This window comes from Streptomyces sp. CB00455, from assembly GCF_001905445.1.
Classification (GTDB): Bacteria; Actinomycetota; Actinomycetes; order Streptomycetales; family Streptomycetaceae; genus Streptomyces.
This window is the reverse complement of record NZ_LIVQ01000008.1, coordinates 121,479-136,121: the sequence shown is the minus strand read 5'-3', so window position 1 is coordinate 136,121 and position 14,643 is coordinate 121,479. Positions and strand designations below refer to the sequence as shown.

Annotated in this window: 10 protein-coding genes; 9 read left to right on the top strand and 1 reads right to left on the bottom strand. The window is 72.3% G+C overall.

The window, feature by feature from the left end:
- Positions 1-343: 343 nt before the first annotated feature.
- The 9 genes from AMK16_RS27900 (at position 344) to AMK16_RS27860 (ending at position 13,970) form a co-directional block, all read left to right on the top strand.
- Positions 344-1,204 carry a hypothetical protein gene (locus tag AMK16_RS27900; RefSeq protein ID WP_073920103.1) on the top strand — a complete coding sequence of 287 codons (861 nt, stop codon included), beginning with the start codon at positions 344-346 and terminating at the stop codon, positions 1,202-1,204.
- Positions 1,201-4,311, top strand: coding sequence for a non-ribosomal peptide synthetase (locus AMK16_RS27895; RefSeq protein WP_073920102.1), 3,111 nt, complete (start codon positions 1,201-1,203; stop codon positions 4,309-4,311). The genes AMK16_RS27900 and AMK16_RS27895 overlap by 4 nt, the downstream gene beginning before the upstream one ends.
- Before the next feature lie 22 nt (positions 4,312-4,333).
- Positions 4,334-5,335 carry a methyltransferase gene (locus AMK16_RS27890; protein WP_073920101.1) on the top strand — a complete coding sequence of 334 codons (1,002 nt, stop codon included), beginning with the start codon at positions 4,334-4,336 and terminating at the stop codon, positions 5,333-5,335.
- Positions 5,335-8,622, top strand: coding sequence for an ACP S-malonyltransferase (fabD, locus tag AMK16_RS27885; RefSeq protein WP_073920100.1), 3,288 nt, complete (start codon positions 5,335-5,337; stop codon positions 8,620-8,622). The genes AMK16_RS27890 and fabD overlap by 1 nt, the downstream gene beginning before the upstream one ends.
- Positions 8,623-8,702: 80 nt before the next feature.
- Positions 8,703-9,965 (top strand): cytochrome P450 family protein, encoded by a 1,263-nt coding sequence (locus AMK16_RS27880; protein ID WP_073920099.1) that lies wholly within the window; start codon positions 8,703-8,705, stop codon positions 9,963-9,965.
- Positions 9,962-11,167 carry a cytochrome P450 gene (locus AMK16_RS27875; protein ID WP_073920098.1) on the top strand — a complete coding sequence of 402 codons (1,206 nt, stop codon included), beginning with the start codon at positions 9,962-9,964 and terminating at the stop codon, positions 11,165-11,167. The genes AMK16_RS27880 and AMK16_RS27875 overlap by 4 nt, the downstream gene beginning before the upstream one ends.
- A gap of 14 nt (positions 11,168-11,181) precedes the next feature.
- Complete coding sequence (panD, locus tag AMK16_RS27870) at positions 11,182-11,598, top strand: aspartate 1-decarboxylase (protein WP_073920179.1); 417 nt, start codon at positions 11,182-11,184, stop codon at positions 11,596-11,598.
- Between the two features lie 28 nt (positions 11,599-11,626).
- Positions 11,627-12,586, top strand: a complete 960-nt coding sequence (locus AMK16_RS27865) for a class I SAM-dependent methyltransferase (RefSeq protein ID WP_073920097.1) — start codon at positions 11,627-11,629, stop codon at positions 12,584-12,586.
- 34 nt (positions 12,587-12,620) lie between these two features.
- The gene (locus AMK16_RS27860; RefSeq protein WP_073920096.1) at positions 12,621-13,970 is read left to right on the top strand and encodes an acyltransferase domain-containing protein; all 1,350 of its coding nucleotides are present in this window, start codon (positions 12,621-12,623) and stop codon (positions 13,968-13,970) included.
- A 54-nt stretch (positions 13,971-14,024) separates the two neighbouring features.
- On the opposite strand, the gene AMK16_RS27855 is transcribed toward AMK16_RS27860, so the two are convergent.
- Entirely contained in the window at positions 14,025-14,579 is a 555-nt protein-coding gene (locus tag AMK16_RS27855; RefSeq protein WP_073920095.1) for a DUF2087 domain-containing protein, read from the bottom strand.
- Between the last annotated feature and the right edge of the window lie 64 nt (positions 14,580-14,643).

Genomic DNA, 14,643 nt, shown 5'->3' with positions numbered 1-14,643 from the left:
TGGCGGTCACATGGCAATCCGGGACATTCGGGAAGTTCTCTCCGGGGGCTGCTGTCAGCCTTCCAGGTAGGTCCCCGCCAGCTCGAAGCGGTGAGTGTCCTATGAAACTTCCTGAAAATGGGGCCGGGGGGTGACCCGGCTTGGCGGAAACTCCTTCCTTCTTGTCTGAAATCACTCGACCTGATTCCCTCGCAGTTCGGAGTTCCCCCCGCCGACCCGCGGGCGGTTCATGATCCATTGTTTGTGGACAGGGTCGGTTGACGACCCTAGGATCTGGCCTGGTCTGGCCGGAGATGGTCGAGAAAACAAATCGATGAAACTTTTACTTTCGGGGGATCTTGATATGCCCAGCCCCACCGTGTGGAATATCGTCTCGGATGCAGGATCCGACGCCGCCACCGACACCGATATCGTGCTCGCGGCCGATTTCCCGGTGACGGGGAGGAACGAGGGCGGATTCGCCGATCTGGCGCCCGGTCTGAAGCTGGACTGCGACCTGTGGCAGACCGTCGCCCCGGTCCGCGACCCCGAGACCGATGCCCTGGACGACAGCTATCTGGAGCCCTGGCTCTCCGAGGTGGCCGCCTCCGGTCGCACGGTCCGCGCCGTGCTCGGCTACTGCGCGGGCTCCGTCTTCGCCGGCGTGCTCGCCGAGAAGATCGGCGTACGGCAGGCGACCGCCCCCCGTGTCGTGCTGTTCGACCCCGAACTGGTCGACGTGCCCACCGTCCACCTCCAGTTCGGCCGGGTCGTGGGCAACATGACCACCGTTCTGACCCCGGATGAGATAGCCGAGCTGTCCGGCGCCGCCGAGCGGCTCGCCGGGCAGCCCGACATCGCTCCGGCCGCCTTCGCCGCCGGCCTGTACGCGGCCTTCCGCCCGATCGGCACCACGGCGCTTCGGCGGGCCGGACTCGACGAGGACTACACCGGCGAACTGGTCCAGCTGGTCGGCTCGTTCATGTCCTACCTGGCCACCGCCGCCGGTCTCGACCCGCGTCCCGGCTGGCAGGGGGCCACGGTCGTCACGTCCGCCAGTGCGACCAGCGGACTGAACCGGATGCGCACCACGCCCGGCGTCGCCCCCATCGAGGTCGCGGACGAGCGGCGTTTCGAGGTCGAGCACCGGGACCTGCTGCGCACCCCCGCCGTCGCCGAAGCCGTGGCCGGAGTCCTGGCAGGCCGGCCGGGGGAGCACGCGTGAGCGCCGACGCCCCGGCCCAGGACGGCACCGGTCCCACGGCCGGGCGCGTACCGGCGAGCCGCAAGGAGACCACCCTCTGGCTCCTCGACGAGCTGGTCCCCGGCAGCGGCGCCAACAACCTGTCACTGGCCCTGCGCGTACGGGGCCGCCTCGACGCCGCCGCCACCGCGCACGCCCTGCGGCTCCTGACAGAGCGCTTCGAGGTGCTGCGCACCGTCTACCACCGCGCCGGCGCCGAGCTGACCAAAGCCGTCGTGCCGTCCCTCGCCGTCGGGCTGGAGGAGGCGGAGCACCACGGTGGCGCGCAGGACGAACACGTCGTCCTGACGGCCTTCGTGGCCCGCCCCTTCACCCCGGACGGCAGCTCCCTCGTACGCGCCCTGCTGCTGCACGGGCCGGACGCCGACGTGCTGTGCCTGGCCCTCCACCACGCCGTGTCGGACGTGCAGTCGACGGCCATCCTGCGCGCCGAGTTCGTCACCTTCTACGAGGCGGCCCTGGAGGGCGGCCACCCGGCCCCCGCCGAGGTGCCCGCCCTGCGCGAGCCCGCCCCGTCCCCCGAGAGCCTGGGCTACTGGCAGGAGCGCATGGCCGGCTTCCGCTCCTCGGGACTGGAACTCCTCTGCGAACAGCGCGACCAGCCCGTCACCACCCTCCGGGGCGACGAGGTCACCCACGTCCTGTCGCCCGAGGCCCACGACGTCGTGCGCCGCCTCCAGCGCGAGCTGCGGGCCCCGGAGTCCGTCGTCCTGCTCACCGCGTACGCGGTGCTCCTCGCCGCGCACGGCGCCGGACCCGACCTCACCATCGGCTCGCCGGTCAACACCCGCCCCCGCGAGGCGGTGGACGCGGTCGGCTACCACAGCAACCTCGTCGTCCTGCGCCTGCTGCTCGACCGTGACGCCACCTTCCGGGACCTCACGGCCCTGACCAGGCGGACGTTCATGGAGGCGATGGCGCACAAGGACGTACCGACCGACGACGTGCTCGACATGGTCGAACGCGACGGCTCCGGCTGGCGCAACGCCCTGTTCAAGCACGTCTTCAACTACGTCCCCTTCGTCGAGGACCAGCGCACCTTCACCCTCGCCGGTGCCGAGGCCGAACTCCTCGTCGTCGAGAACGGCTTCAGCCAGTTCGACCTCGAATTCTTCGTCTCGGCCAACCCGCAGACCGCCACGGTCCGCGCCGCGTTCTACACCGGGGTGCTGGACCGGTCGGACGTCGAACTGATGGTCCAACGCTACGACGCCCTGCTGGTCGCGCTGGGTAGCGGCGCGGACACTCCGATCGCCTCCCTGCCCTCATGGTCGGCCCGCGACCACGAGATCATCGACGCCGCCAACGCCACGGACCGCGCGATCGGCCTGCCGTCGGTGCTCTCCGGCTTCGCCCGCCGCGCCGCCGCCGACCCCACGGCCGTGGCCGTACGGGAGGGCGACCGCACGGCCACATACGGTGCCCTGTGGTCCGCGGCCGTCGACACGGCCGCCCGGCTGGCCGAGGCCGGCGTACGCCCCGGCGACGTCGTCGCGCTTCTCCTGCCGCGCGGCGCAGCGCTGGCCGCCTCGGTGTTCGGCACCTGGCTCGCGGGCGCGGCCTACCTGCCGCTCGACCCCCACCACCCCGTGGAGCGCCTGACCTACCAGCTCGACGACACGCGAGCCCGCGTCGTCATCGTCGGCCCCGGAATCACCGCCCCGCCCGGCCACGCCGTCGTGCCCGCCACCGACTGGGACACGGCGCCCCAGGTGCCGGTGGACGAGGCGGCGGTGAAGGCCGACCCCGACGCCCTCGCGTACGTGATCCACACCTCCGGCTCGACCGGCAAGCCCAAGGGCATCCCGATCCGGCACGGCAGCCTCGTCAACCACATCGTCGACTACGCCGAACGCTTCGGCGTGGCCGGCTCCACGCGCCCCACCGGCTGGCTCAGCACGTACAGCTTCGACACCTCCTCGCTCGAACTGATGATGCCGCTGCTCCACGGCGGCCACACGGTGGTGCTCCCGGACGAGGCGCGCACGGACGGCACCCTGCTGGCGGCCGCCGTCACCGCCCATGACATCGGCCTGCTGCAGGCGACCCCCACGACGTGGCGGCTCGTCGCCCACGAGGCAGCAGACGTGGCGGCCGGACGCGTCCTCCTCACCGGCGGCGAACCCCTGCCCGCCGAACTGGCCACCCGGCTGCTCGACGCCGGTGCCGAACTGTGGAACGTCTACGGACCCACCGAGAGCACGATCTGGGCGACGGCCGGCCGCGTACCGGCCGCCCACGGCGGAAGGGTGGACGTCGGCTCGCCCGTCGCCAACACCCGGATCTTCATCGCCGATGCGTACGGCCGGCCGCTCCCCGTCGGCCTCCGCGGAGAGCTGTGCGTCGCGGGCGTCGGCGTCGCCTCCGGCTACCACGAGCGTCCCGACCTGACCGCGGAACGCTTCGCGGAGAACGCCGAGTACGGGCGCTTCCACCGCTCGGGAGATGTGGCCCGCTGGCGGACCGACGGCAGGATCGACCTGTTCGGCCGGATGGACCGGCAGATCAAGCTGCGCGGCAACCGGATCGAACCCGCCGAGATCGAGGCGGTCCTGCTCGCCCACCCCGACGTCGAGGCGGCGGCCGTCGTGGTCGTCGGCGATCCCGGGGCGGACGGCTACCTGGCCGCCTTCGTCCGGGTCCCGGGCCGCCCCGAGGCCGTGGACGAACTGTGGGACCACGCGCACGGGCAGCTCCCGCGCTCGGTCGTCCCGCACCGGTTCATCGCCGTGGACGCCTTCCCCCGTACCGGCAGCGACAAGGTCGACCACCTGGCCCTCGCCGAACAGGCGGCCCGGCACTCCGGTCCGGCCGTCGGCGGCCACGGCGGCGATGCCGGTGCCCAGGACGACCTGACGGCCACCGTCGTCGGCCTGTTCGCCGAACTGCTCGACCGAAGCGACCTCGACGCCGGCGCGCACTTCTTCGCCAACGGCGGGCACTCGCTGCTGGCCGTTGCCCTCGCCCAGCGGATCAAGGACATCACCGGTGTCCGGCTCGCGCTGACCGACGTGTTCGAGACCCCCACTCCAGCCGCCCTGGCCGACCGGCTGCGCCGGCTCGCCTGACGGAACCGAAAGAGACGCTCTCATGGAAATCCTCAAGCTCGCCGTCAGCGGCTGGTTCGCCCGGGCCCTCGCGGTCGCCGCCCGACTGGAGATAGCCGACATCCTCGACGGCGGATCCATGACCTCGGCCGAACTCGCCGGGCGCACCGGGACCGACCCCGCCATCCTCCACCGCCTCCTCCAGATGCTCACCGTGCCGGGAGTCCTGGAGCGCGACGGGGAGGAGTTCCGGCTGACCGAGGCCTACGCGCCGCTGCGCGCGGACCACCCCTTCACCCAGCGCCACTTCGCCATCCTCGCCGCCGAGCTGTACGACGACGCCTTCGCCGGCCTGATGCACACCGTGAAGACGGGCAGGTCCGGCTTCCAGGAGGTGTTCGGGGAGTCCCTCTACGGCTACCTGGAGACCCACCCGGAGACGGCGGACCTGTTCGACAAGGGCATGGTCGACCTGGCGACGCCGGTGGCCCAGTGCCTGCTCGGCCTGCACGACTTCAGTGCCGTGAAGACGGTCGTCGACGTGGGCGGGGGAAGCGGCGGCCTGCTCCCCGGCCTGCTGGCCGCCCACCCGGGCCTGCGCGGGACCGTCGCCGACCGGGCCAGCGTCTGCGCCAGGGGCCGCACGGCCCTGGAGCGCGTCGCGCAGGAGGACGTGCTCGACCGCATCGACTTCACCCCGAGCGACTTCTTCGTCGAGCTCCCCGCCGCAGCCGACCGTTACCTGCTGAAGAACGTGCTGCACGACTGGACGTACGAGAACTGCGTCCGGATCCTGCGCACCGTCGCCACTGCCATGGCCGAAAGCTCCGCGGACGCCCGGCTGCTGGTCGTGGAGCCGCTGGTGGAGAACGACATCGACGGCTGGCGGGCGATGTTCCAGGCCGTGGCCTGCGACGAGGGCACTACCGGACTGGACGAGCCCGCCATGCGGCGGGCCCTGGAGGAGGCCGGCTTCGTCGTGGAGTCGGTCGGGCAACTGCCCACACAGCACAAGGTGTTCGAATCCTCCCTGCGTGCCTCCTGATGCTCACGCCGGTCTTCCTGTTCGCGGGGCAGGGCTCCCAGTACCACGGCATGGGTAAGTGGCTCTACGGGGCCGACGTCGCCTTCCGTGAAGCCCTCGACTCCCTGGACGCGACGGTCCGCGAGGTGCGCGGCGATTCGGTCATCGAGGCGATCCACGGCGCCGGCCGCGGCCCCGAGCACCCGATGACGCAGTTCTCCCTCACCCAGCCGGCCATCTTCATGGTCGAGTACGCGCTGGCGCGGATGCTCCGGACCCACGGGTTCGAACCCGGAGCGGTGCTCGGCGCCAGCCTCGGGGAGGTCGCGGCGGCGGCCGTCGCGGGCGCCGTCGACCCGGACGAGTGCCTGCGCTCCCTGCTGCACCAGGTCGACGTCTTCGAGGCCGAGTGCCCGCGGGGCGGAATGCTCGCGGTCCTGGCCGACCCGGGACTCGCCGACCGCGACCCGGCCCTCGCGGGGGCGCACGTCGCCGCCGTGAACTCACCGGAGAACTTCGTCCTGGCCGGCACCGCCGGGGTCCTGGACCGGATCGAACGACACTTCCACGCCACCGGCACGCTCTGCCAGCGGCTGCCCGTCCTGTTCCCCTTCCACTCGCCCCTGATCGACCCGGTCGAGGGCGTGTTCAAGGACCTGATCGGCGCCCTCACCATGAAGCCGGCCACGATCCCGCTGATCTCCGGCACCACCGGCACCACCGTGCGGATGCCCGACCCCGCACACCTGTGGCGGGTGCTCCGCGAACCCTTCGACCTGACCCTGGCGCTGGGCCCGCTCCTGGAACGGGACGACCTGCTCTTCCTCGACCTGGGGCCCTCCGGGTCCATGGCCAACCTGGTGCGCGCCGCGTTGCCGGAGGGCAGCGGATCCCGCGTGCTCCCCCTGCTGTCCCCGTACGCCCGCGACGAGGTGCTGTACCGGGCCGTCCTCGACGCGCGCCCCCGCCTCGCCGCCACCCCCGCAAGAATCGAGGTGAACCCCGTGAGCGCTCCCGCAGCGACCGCCGCGCACCGGTCCGCCGCCGCACCGACGCTCGACGTCCACGTCTTCCCCGGGCAGGGCGCGCAGGCCAAGGGCATGGGCCGGGAGGTGTTCGACCGCTTCCCCGACCTCGTCGCCCGCGCCGACGCCGTCCTCGGCTATTCCGTCCGGGAGCTGTGCCTGGAGGACCCTGGCCGCAACCTGCGCAACACCCGTTACACCCAGCCGGCGCTGTACGTGGTCAACTCCCTCACCTGGCTGGCAGCCGTGGGCGAGGGCGGGCGCCTGCCCGATTACGTCCTCGGGCACAGCCTGGGCGAGTTCTCCGCCCTCTTCGCCGCCGGCGTGTACGACTTCGAGACGGGCCTGCGGCTGGTCGCCGAGCGCGGCCGCCTCATGGGGCAGGTCACGGGTGGCACGATGGCCGCCGTCTCGTACGTCGACGCCGCGCTCGTGGAGCAGGTCCTGCGCGACGAGGACCTCTCCGACCTTGACATCGCCAACTACAACGCCCCCACCCAGACCGTGATCGCCGGTCCCGCGGACTCGGTCACCCGGGCGCTGCCCGCGCTGAAGGCGGCCGGGGCGCGGTGCGCGCCGCTGAACGTCAGCGCGCCCTTCCACAGCCGGTACATGGCCGCCGCCGCCGAGGAGTTCGGCCGGCTGCTGGACGCCACCGCCTTCGCACCGCCGAAGATCCCGGTGATCGCCAACGTGGACGGACGGCCCTACGCGGCGGAAGAGGTGGCCGCCACCCTGCGACGGCAGATCGCCTCACCCGTGCGCTGGACCGACAGCATCCGGCTCCTGATGGGCCAGGGCGACTTCCGCGTGCGCGAGCTCGGTCCGGGGCAGGTGCTGACCAAGCTCATCGACCGGATCCGGAACGAGGCGACCCCCCTCCCCCCAGCCGGGCCCGCCGCCGCGCCCCAGCGGTCCGAGCCGGTCCGTACCGAGCCCGCGCCGGTCGCCCGCGTACGCCCCGCGACGGCCTCGGCCGCGTCGCTCGGATCGGAGGACTTCCGGCGTGACTACGGCGTCCGCCTCGCCTACGTCGCCGGAGGGATGCGGCAGGGCATCGGCTCCGTCGACCTCGTCGCCCGGATGGCCGGGGCCGGACTGCTCTCCTACTACGGCGCCTCGGGGCTGGCGGCCCGGGACGTGGCCTCGGCGGTCGCCGCGATCCGCGCACGCGTCCCGGCCGGGGCGCCGTTCGGGGTCAACGTCACGCACGACCCGTTCGACCCGCGGGCCGAGTCCGAGCTGGTCGACGTACTGATCCGGGACGACGTCCGGTTCGTGGAAGCCTCCACCCACGTCGAGGCCACTCCCGCCCTCGTACGGCACCGGCTGACCGGCGCCCGGGTGCTGGCGGACGGCACCGTGCACGTGCCCCGCAAGATCCTGGCGAAGGTGACCCGGCCGGACGCCGCCCGCCTGTTCCTGGAGCCACCGCCCGCCGCGCTGGTGGGCCGGCTGGTGGCGGAAGGGCTGCTCACCGCCGAGGAGGCAGAGGCGGGCGCGCGCGTCGCGCTGGCCGACGACGTCTGCGCGGTGGGGGATGCCGGGGACCACTCGGACATGGCGACCCTGTGGGCGCTGCTGCCCGCGCTGCGCGGACTGCGCGCGGAGCTCGGCCCAGTGGCGGGGGCCGTGCGCGTCGGGGCCGGGGGCGGCATCGGAGCCCCCGAGTCGGCGGCGGCCTCCTTCGTCCTCGGCGCCGACTTCGTCCTCACCGGCTCCATCAACGCGTGCACCGCCGAGAGCGGGACCAGCGCGGCGGCCAAGGACCTCCTCCAGGAGGCCGATGTCCACGACACCGCCTTCGCGCCCTACGGAGACCTCTTCGAACTCGGCGGCAAGGCAAGGGTGTTGCGCAGGGGCGTGCTGTTCCACGCCCGTGCGGGAAAGCTCCACGACCTGTGGCGCAACCACGACTCGTGGGAAGCTGTACCCGCCGCGGTGCGCGCCAAGGTGGAGCGCGACTACCTGGGGGCCTCCTTCGAGGAGATCCTCGCCCGTCTCGGCAATTCCGTCGAGTCCGCCCTCGACCCCAAGCGGCGCATGGCGCTTGTCTTTCGCTGGTACTGCGCCCAGGCGGCCACCTGGGCGATCGAGGGTACGCCGGGCCGCGTCGCCGACTACCAGATCCCCTGCGGACCGGCCCTCGGCGCCTGCAACCGGTGGCTGGCCGGCACACCGCTGCATGCGTGGCGGGACCGGCACGCCGACGTGCTCGCCGAGCGCCTGATGGCCGAGGCCGCCGAGGTCGTGGGCGGCGGGCTCCCAGGACGCAGCTCCTGACCTTCGCAGGGGCGGCGCGACCACGACACACAGCACCACCCGCCCGACCGACATCCTCAGTAACGAGCGAGGCAGACCGCATGACCGAGACCCCCACACCGGAACTCAGCGCCGAATCGGACCACTTGACCAGCGAGTTCGATCTGTCCGACCCGAAGTTCATCACCGACCCGAAGGCGGGGGAGCGCTGGCTCGGCGGGCCCCGGCCCGTCTGCCGCGGGAAGTTCGCCGACGGCAGCGACGTCTGGGTGGTCACCGGACACCACGACGTCAAGACGGTGCTCGGCGAGCCGACCCTGCGCAGCCGTCCGCCGGGCGACTCCCACCGCGAGAGCATGCTCAGCCGGGGCATCCCCGAGGACATCGTCGACATGTTCGACTCGACCCTGCTGACCATGGACGGCGAAGACCACATGAGGGTCCGCCGCCTCGTCACCCGGGCCCTGTCCGCCCGGCGGATGCTGGCCCTGACCCCGGCCGTCGAACGCGTGGCGGAGCGCCTGCTGGACGGCCTCGCATACAAGCCCGAGCCCGACCTGATCGCGGACTACGCGCACCCGCTGGCCATCATCGTCATCTGTGAACTCCTCGGTGTCGACGAGGAGTACCGCGAGCAGTGGCGCGAGTGGAGCGAGACCCTCGCCCAGGCCCTGCGCCCGAACCCCGAGCAGTTCGCCCCGGCCGTACGGGGCATGGCCCGGGTGACCCGGGAACTGATCGCCGCCCGCCAGGCCGAACCTCGCGACGACCTGATCTCCGAACTCGTGCAGGTCCACGAGGAGGACAGCGACCGGCTGACCGACGACGAGCTGACCGCCCTGGCGATGGTCCTCGTACAGGCCGGTCACGAGACCGTCCGCAACCTCGTCGCGCTCGGGGTCTTCACCCTGCTCCAGCACCCCGATCAGCTGGAGCTGCTGAAGAACGACCCCTCCCTCGGCAGCCGGGCCATCGCCGAACTCGTGCGCCACACCGCGCCGGTGAAGCACACCTTCCGGCGCTTCGCCACCGAGCCCGTCGAGATCGGCGGAGTGAAGGTGCAGCCGGGAGAGGCCATCCAGGTGGTGCTGGCCGCCGCGAACCGGGACCCCGAGGTCTTCGAGGAGCCCGGACGCCTCGACGTCACCCGCGAGCAGAACCCGCACCTGGGCTTCGGCCGGGGCGCGCACTACTGCCTGGGCGCCAGCCTCGCCCTGATCGAGGGGGAGGTCGCCCTGACCGCACTGTTCAAGCGGTTCCCCGACCTGTCGCTGGCCGTCGACCCGCAGGAGATCGAACCGCGCTACCTGCTCTCGATGCAGCGCCTTCCCGTCCGCCTGTCCCCGGAAAACGAGGTGCGATGACCGACGGCCTTCCCACGGTCCCGGGTCTGCCGATGACCCGGGGCCGGTGCCCCTTCGACCCCGCACCCGAACTGGGCGTGCTCCGCGCGGGCCACCCCGTCGCCCGCATGGAGTTCCCGGACGGGCACGTGGGCTGGCTGGTCACCGGCTACCCCCAGGTCCGCAGGCTGCTGGCCGACCGCCGGCTGAGCTCCCGGGGGGACGCGCTGCGCTCGCCCATCCCGCTGCCCATGGCGACGGAGCGCACCGAGCCGGCCCCGGGCATGTTCACGGCGATGGACCCGCCGGAGCACACGCGCTACCGCCGGGCGGTGGCCGCGTGGTTCTCGGCGCGCCGCACCCGGACCCTCGAACCCCGGCTGGCGGAGCTCGCCGGCAGTCACCTGGACGCCATGGCCGGGGGCAAGGGCGAGGGCCCGGTCGACCTGGTGGCGGGGTTCGCGGAGCCCATGGCAGCGTCGGCCATCTGCGAGCTCCTGGGCGTGCCGCTGTCACAACGCCCGGCGTTCGCCCGGGCCATCAAGGCCCTCTTCGCAGTGCACTCCAGCGCCGAGGACGCCATCGCCGGCTGGCACACCATCACCGGCCTGCTGCGCGCTCTGGTCGAGGCGAAGCGCGCCGAACCGGCGGACGACCTGCTCGCCACCCTCGTCACCGAGGGCCGGCTCACGGACGAGGAACTCGTCACGGTCGGCAGCGTGCTGCTGACCGCCGGATACGACACCAGCGCGAACATGATCGCCCTCGGCACCTTCGCCCTGCTGGAGCACCCCGAGCAGGCGGCCGCGCTGGCCGCCGACACGTCCCTGGCCGAGAGGGCGGTCGAGGAACTGCTGCGCTACCTCACGGTCGTCCACGCGGGCGGCATCCGCGCGGCGGGCGAGGACCTGGAGTTCGAGGGACACCGGATGGCGGCCGGGGACGCGGTCTCGCTCTCCTTCGCGGCCGCCAACCGGGATCCGTCGCTCTGCGCCCGGCCGGACGCGCTCGACGTGACCCGCGAGCCCGTACCGCACCTCGCGTTCGGGCACGGCGTCCACCAGTGCGTGGGCCAGCAACTCGCCCGGCTGGAACTGCGGGTCGCTTTCGAAGCCCTGTTCGGACGCTTCCCGGGGCTGCGCCTCGGAATCCCCGCCGCCGAGGTCCGCACCCGCCCGGACATGATCATCTACGGCGTCCACGAGCTACCGGTGACCTGGTGAACGGAGAGAACGTGCTGTACCGAGAGATGTTCAAATCCAAGATCCACCGTGCGACGGTGACCCAGGCGGACCTGCACTACGTGGGCTCCGTCACCATCGACTCCACTCTGATGGCCGCTGCGAACCTGTTGCCCGGCGAAAAGGTCGACATCGTCGACATCGACAACGGGGCCCGCCTCAGCACCTACGTCATCGAGGGCGAGGCAGACAGCGGGGTCATCGGCATCAACGGCGCCGCGGCCCACCTCATCGACCCCGGCGACCTCGTCATCATCATCTCCTACGCCTCCATGAGCGAGGAGCAAGCCCGCTCGTACCAACCGAGCGTGGTGTTCGTGGACGCCGACAACCGACCCGTCACGACCGGCACCGACCCCGCCGACGTACCCGAAGGATTCGGTCTGGTGCGCGGCGACACCGTCAGCTCCTGACCACCCACCCTGCTCACCGGAGACCCACATGAGTGCCACCCCTGACGTCATGACCGCCTTCACCAGCGGTCTCGCGGACATCAACCTCGACGAGTCCGGCACGGCCCGCCGCGGCGAGAACGCCGCCGGCATGAAGTCCGCCAGCGCCACCATCTACGACATGGCCGCCACCCTCTCCGGCCACGGGGCCCTGTGGAACTGGGGCATGCACGACCCCGCCCTAGCCGAGGAGATCCGCGCCCGCGTGCCCGGCTTCGGCGAGCCCTGGACCGACGGCTTCAGCGAGCAGCTCTACTTCCTCGCCCTGCGCGACCTCCCCATCGACCTCGACGACTACGCCGGACGCCACGTCCTGGAAGTCGGCTGCGGCATGGGGGAGGGCCTCAACCTCCTCTCCCGCGTCGCCCCCGGCGCCCGCATGACCGGTCTGGACCTCTCACCGAAGGCCGTCGCACGGGCCACGGCCACCCTGTCCCGGGGCGACGCTCTCACCTACGTCCACGGTGACGCGGAGGACCTGCCCTTCGAGGACGGCTCCGTGGACGTGCTGGTCAACATCGAGAGCTCCCACACCTACCCCGACCTCGGCAGGTTCCTCTCCGAGGCCGCACGCGTGCTGCGCCCCGGCGGCTACCTCAGCCACATCGACGTCTACACCCGGCAGCGCACGGAAACGATGCGCCGCACGGCGGAGGGGACCCAGGGTCTGGAATGGACGGCCGACCACGACATCTCGGACCGGGTCCGCGCGGCCGTCCGCCGCCGTATGGCACCCGGCAGCCACTTCCGCACCACCCTCGGCAAGCAGCGCATGAACCCGCTGGTGCGCCAGATCGCCGCGCACAGCCAGATCCTCATGTTCGGCGGCATGTTCGCGGGCTACCAGCCGCCGCCCGCCATCAAGGCGCTCAGCAAGCTGGGCATCGTGCCGTGGATGAGCGGCCTGCCGATGGAGAGCTACCGCCACCGGATCGCCGTCCGCCGATGACCCGCCGCCCGGGCCGCAACCGAAAGGGGGAGGCATGAGTCCACGGCTGTTCGCCGTCGCAGCCGGCACCGAGGACCTGCTGCAGGTCCTGCTGTACGCCCACATCGACAGGATCCGTGCCGGACGCGACCTGCCCTCGCTCGCCCGGTACTGCCACGAGGCGGCGACGGACACGACCGGCGCCCACCGGATCGCGTTCGCCGTCGACTCGTACGACGACCTGCGCAGGCAGCTCGAAGAGGCCTGCGCGGGCGAGGCGGGGCGGGTCCCGGCGGAGGTCACGGCCCGCCGCCCCGGGCTGGTGTTCGTCTTCGCGGGACAGGGGGCCCAGTGGTACGGGATGGGCCGCGAACTCCTCGCACAGCAAACGGTGTTCCGCGAGGTCATGCACCACTGCGACCGACTGGTGCTCGAGTTCGCCGGCTTCTCCGTCGTCGAGCAGCTGAAGCTGCCGGCCGACGAGGCCCGGCTGGACGAACTGGACGTCCTCCAGCCGACGATGGTCTCCTTGCAGATCGCCCTGACGGCGCTCTGGCGCAGCTGGGGGATCACGCCCGACGCGGTCGTCGGGCACAGCATGGGGGAGATCGCCGCTGCCCACACGGCCGGCGGACTGACCCTGCGCGAAGCCTTGATGGTCGCCTGCCGGCGCAGCGCGCTGCTGCGCCGGATCTCCGGCAAGGGAGCGCTGGCCACGACGGAACTCTCACCCGCCGAGGCGCGGGCGGTGGCCGAGGCCAGCGGCGGCGGGATCAGCGTCGCGGGGGAGAACAGCCCCCGCTCCACCGTCCTGGCGGGCGACTCGCACTCGCTCGCCGCGCTCGTCGGCGAGCTGGAGGCACGGGACGTCTACTGCCGGGTGATCAAGGGGACGGTCGCCTCGCACAGCCACTACGTGGAGGAGCTGCGCGAGGACCTGTACGCCGCCCTGCACACCCTGGAGCCGGCCCCTACCCGCCTGCCGATGTACTCGACCGTGACGGCCGAACCGGTGCAGGGTGCCGGGCTCGGAGCCGCGTACTGGATGCGCAACTTGCGGGAACCGGTACGGTTCGCGGCCGCGGTGGAGCATCTGGGCGCCGCCGGACACGAGGTGTTCCTCGAGGTCAGCGCCCATCCGGTACTGCTGAGCCCGGTGCGCCAGACCCTCGAACACGAGGAACGGCAGGGATGGCTGCTGCCCTCCGGCAGACGGCGGGCCGAGGTCCGCTCCATGCTCGTCTCGCTCGGGACCCTGTACGCCTGCGGGCGGGAGCCGAACTGGGCCGCGCTGTTTCCGCAGGAGCGGGCGAGCCCCCTCACGCCGTACCAGGCCGCCGTACTGGAGGCTGTACGCCGGCCCCGGCCGGCACCCGTGGCGGCGGGCCCGGCCACCCCCGCCTAGGAGACGAGCGCAGACCGATGGGCCCCCGTCCAGCCGGACGGGGGCCCATCGGTGTCAGGCGGCGGTGACCGGAGCGGCGGTGAGGCCGTACAGCCCCGACTCCCGGCGCAGCACCCCGAGGTCGACGAGAGCCCGGCGCAGTGACACGGCGTCCAGGACACCGCTCTCACACCACGGCTCCAGACGCTCCGTCACCGTGCGCTCGTCGTACTCCTCGCCCGGGGTGAAGGTGGCCTCCCCCACGTGCCGCAGCACAGTGCGCCGCGCCTCGTGGTCGGCCTCCTCGGGCAGACCCACCAGCACCCGGTCGCGTACGAAGTCGCGCAGCCGGGCGTCGGGCTGCTCGGCGGCGGCCTCCTCCTCCCGGCGTCGGGCGGCGGTCCGCCCCGCCTCCTCCAGGGCGCCTTCGTTGACGACGAGGCGGCCGCGCCCCTCGGGCACGAGCAGCCCCGTCCGGGTCAGCTGCCCGATGGCCTTGGCCGCCACCGGGGTGTCGAGCCCCGCGGCCGTGAGGATCTCGGACGAGGTGGACGAGCCGAGCGCGACCGCGGAGAAGACGCGGCGCAGTGTCGGGTCGGACATCGCGAGGGTGAATTCGTCAGGTGTCATCAGAGTGTTCCGCGTTCCTGCCGGTGCGGGCCGGGCGCGGCGCCCGTGCGCCGTACCGGCCGGG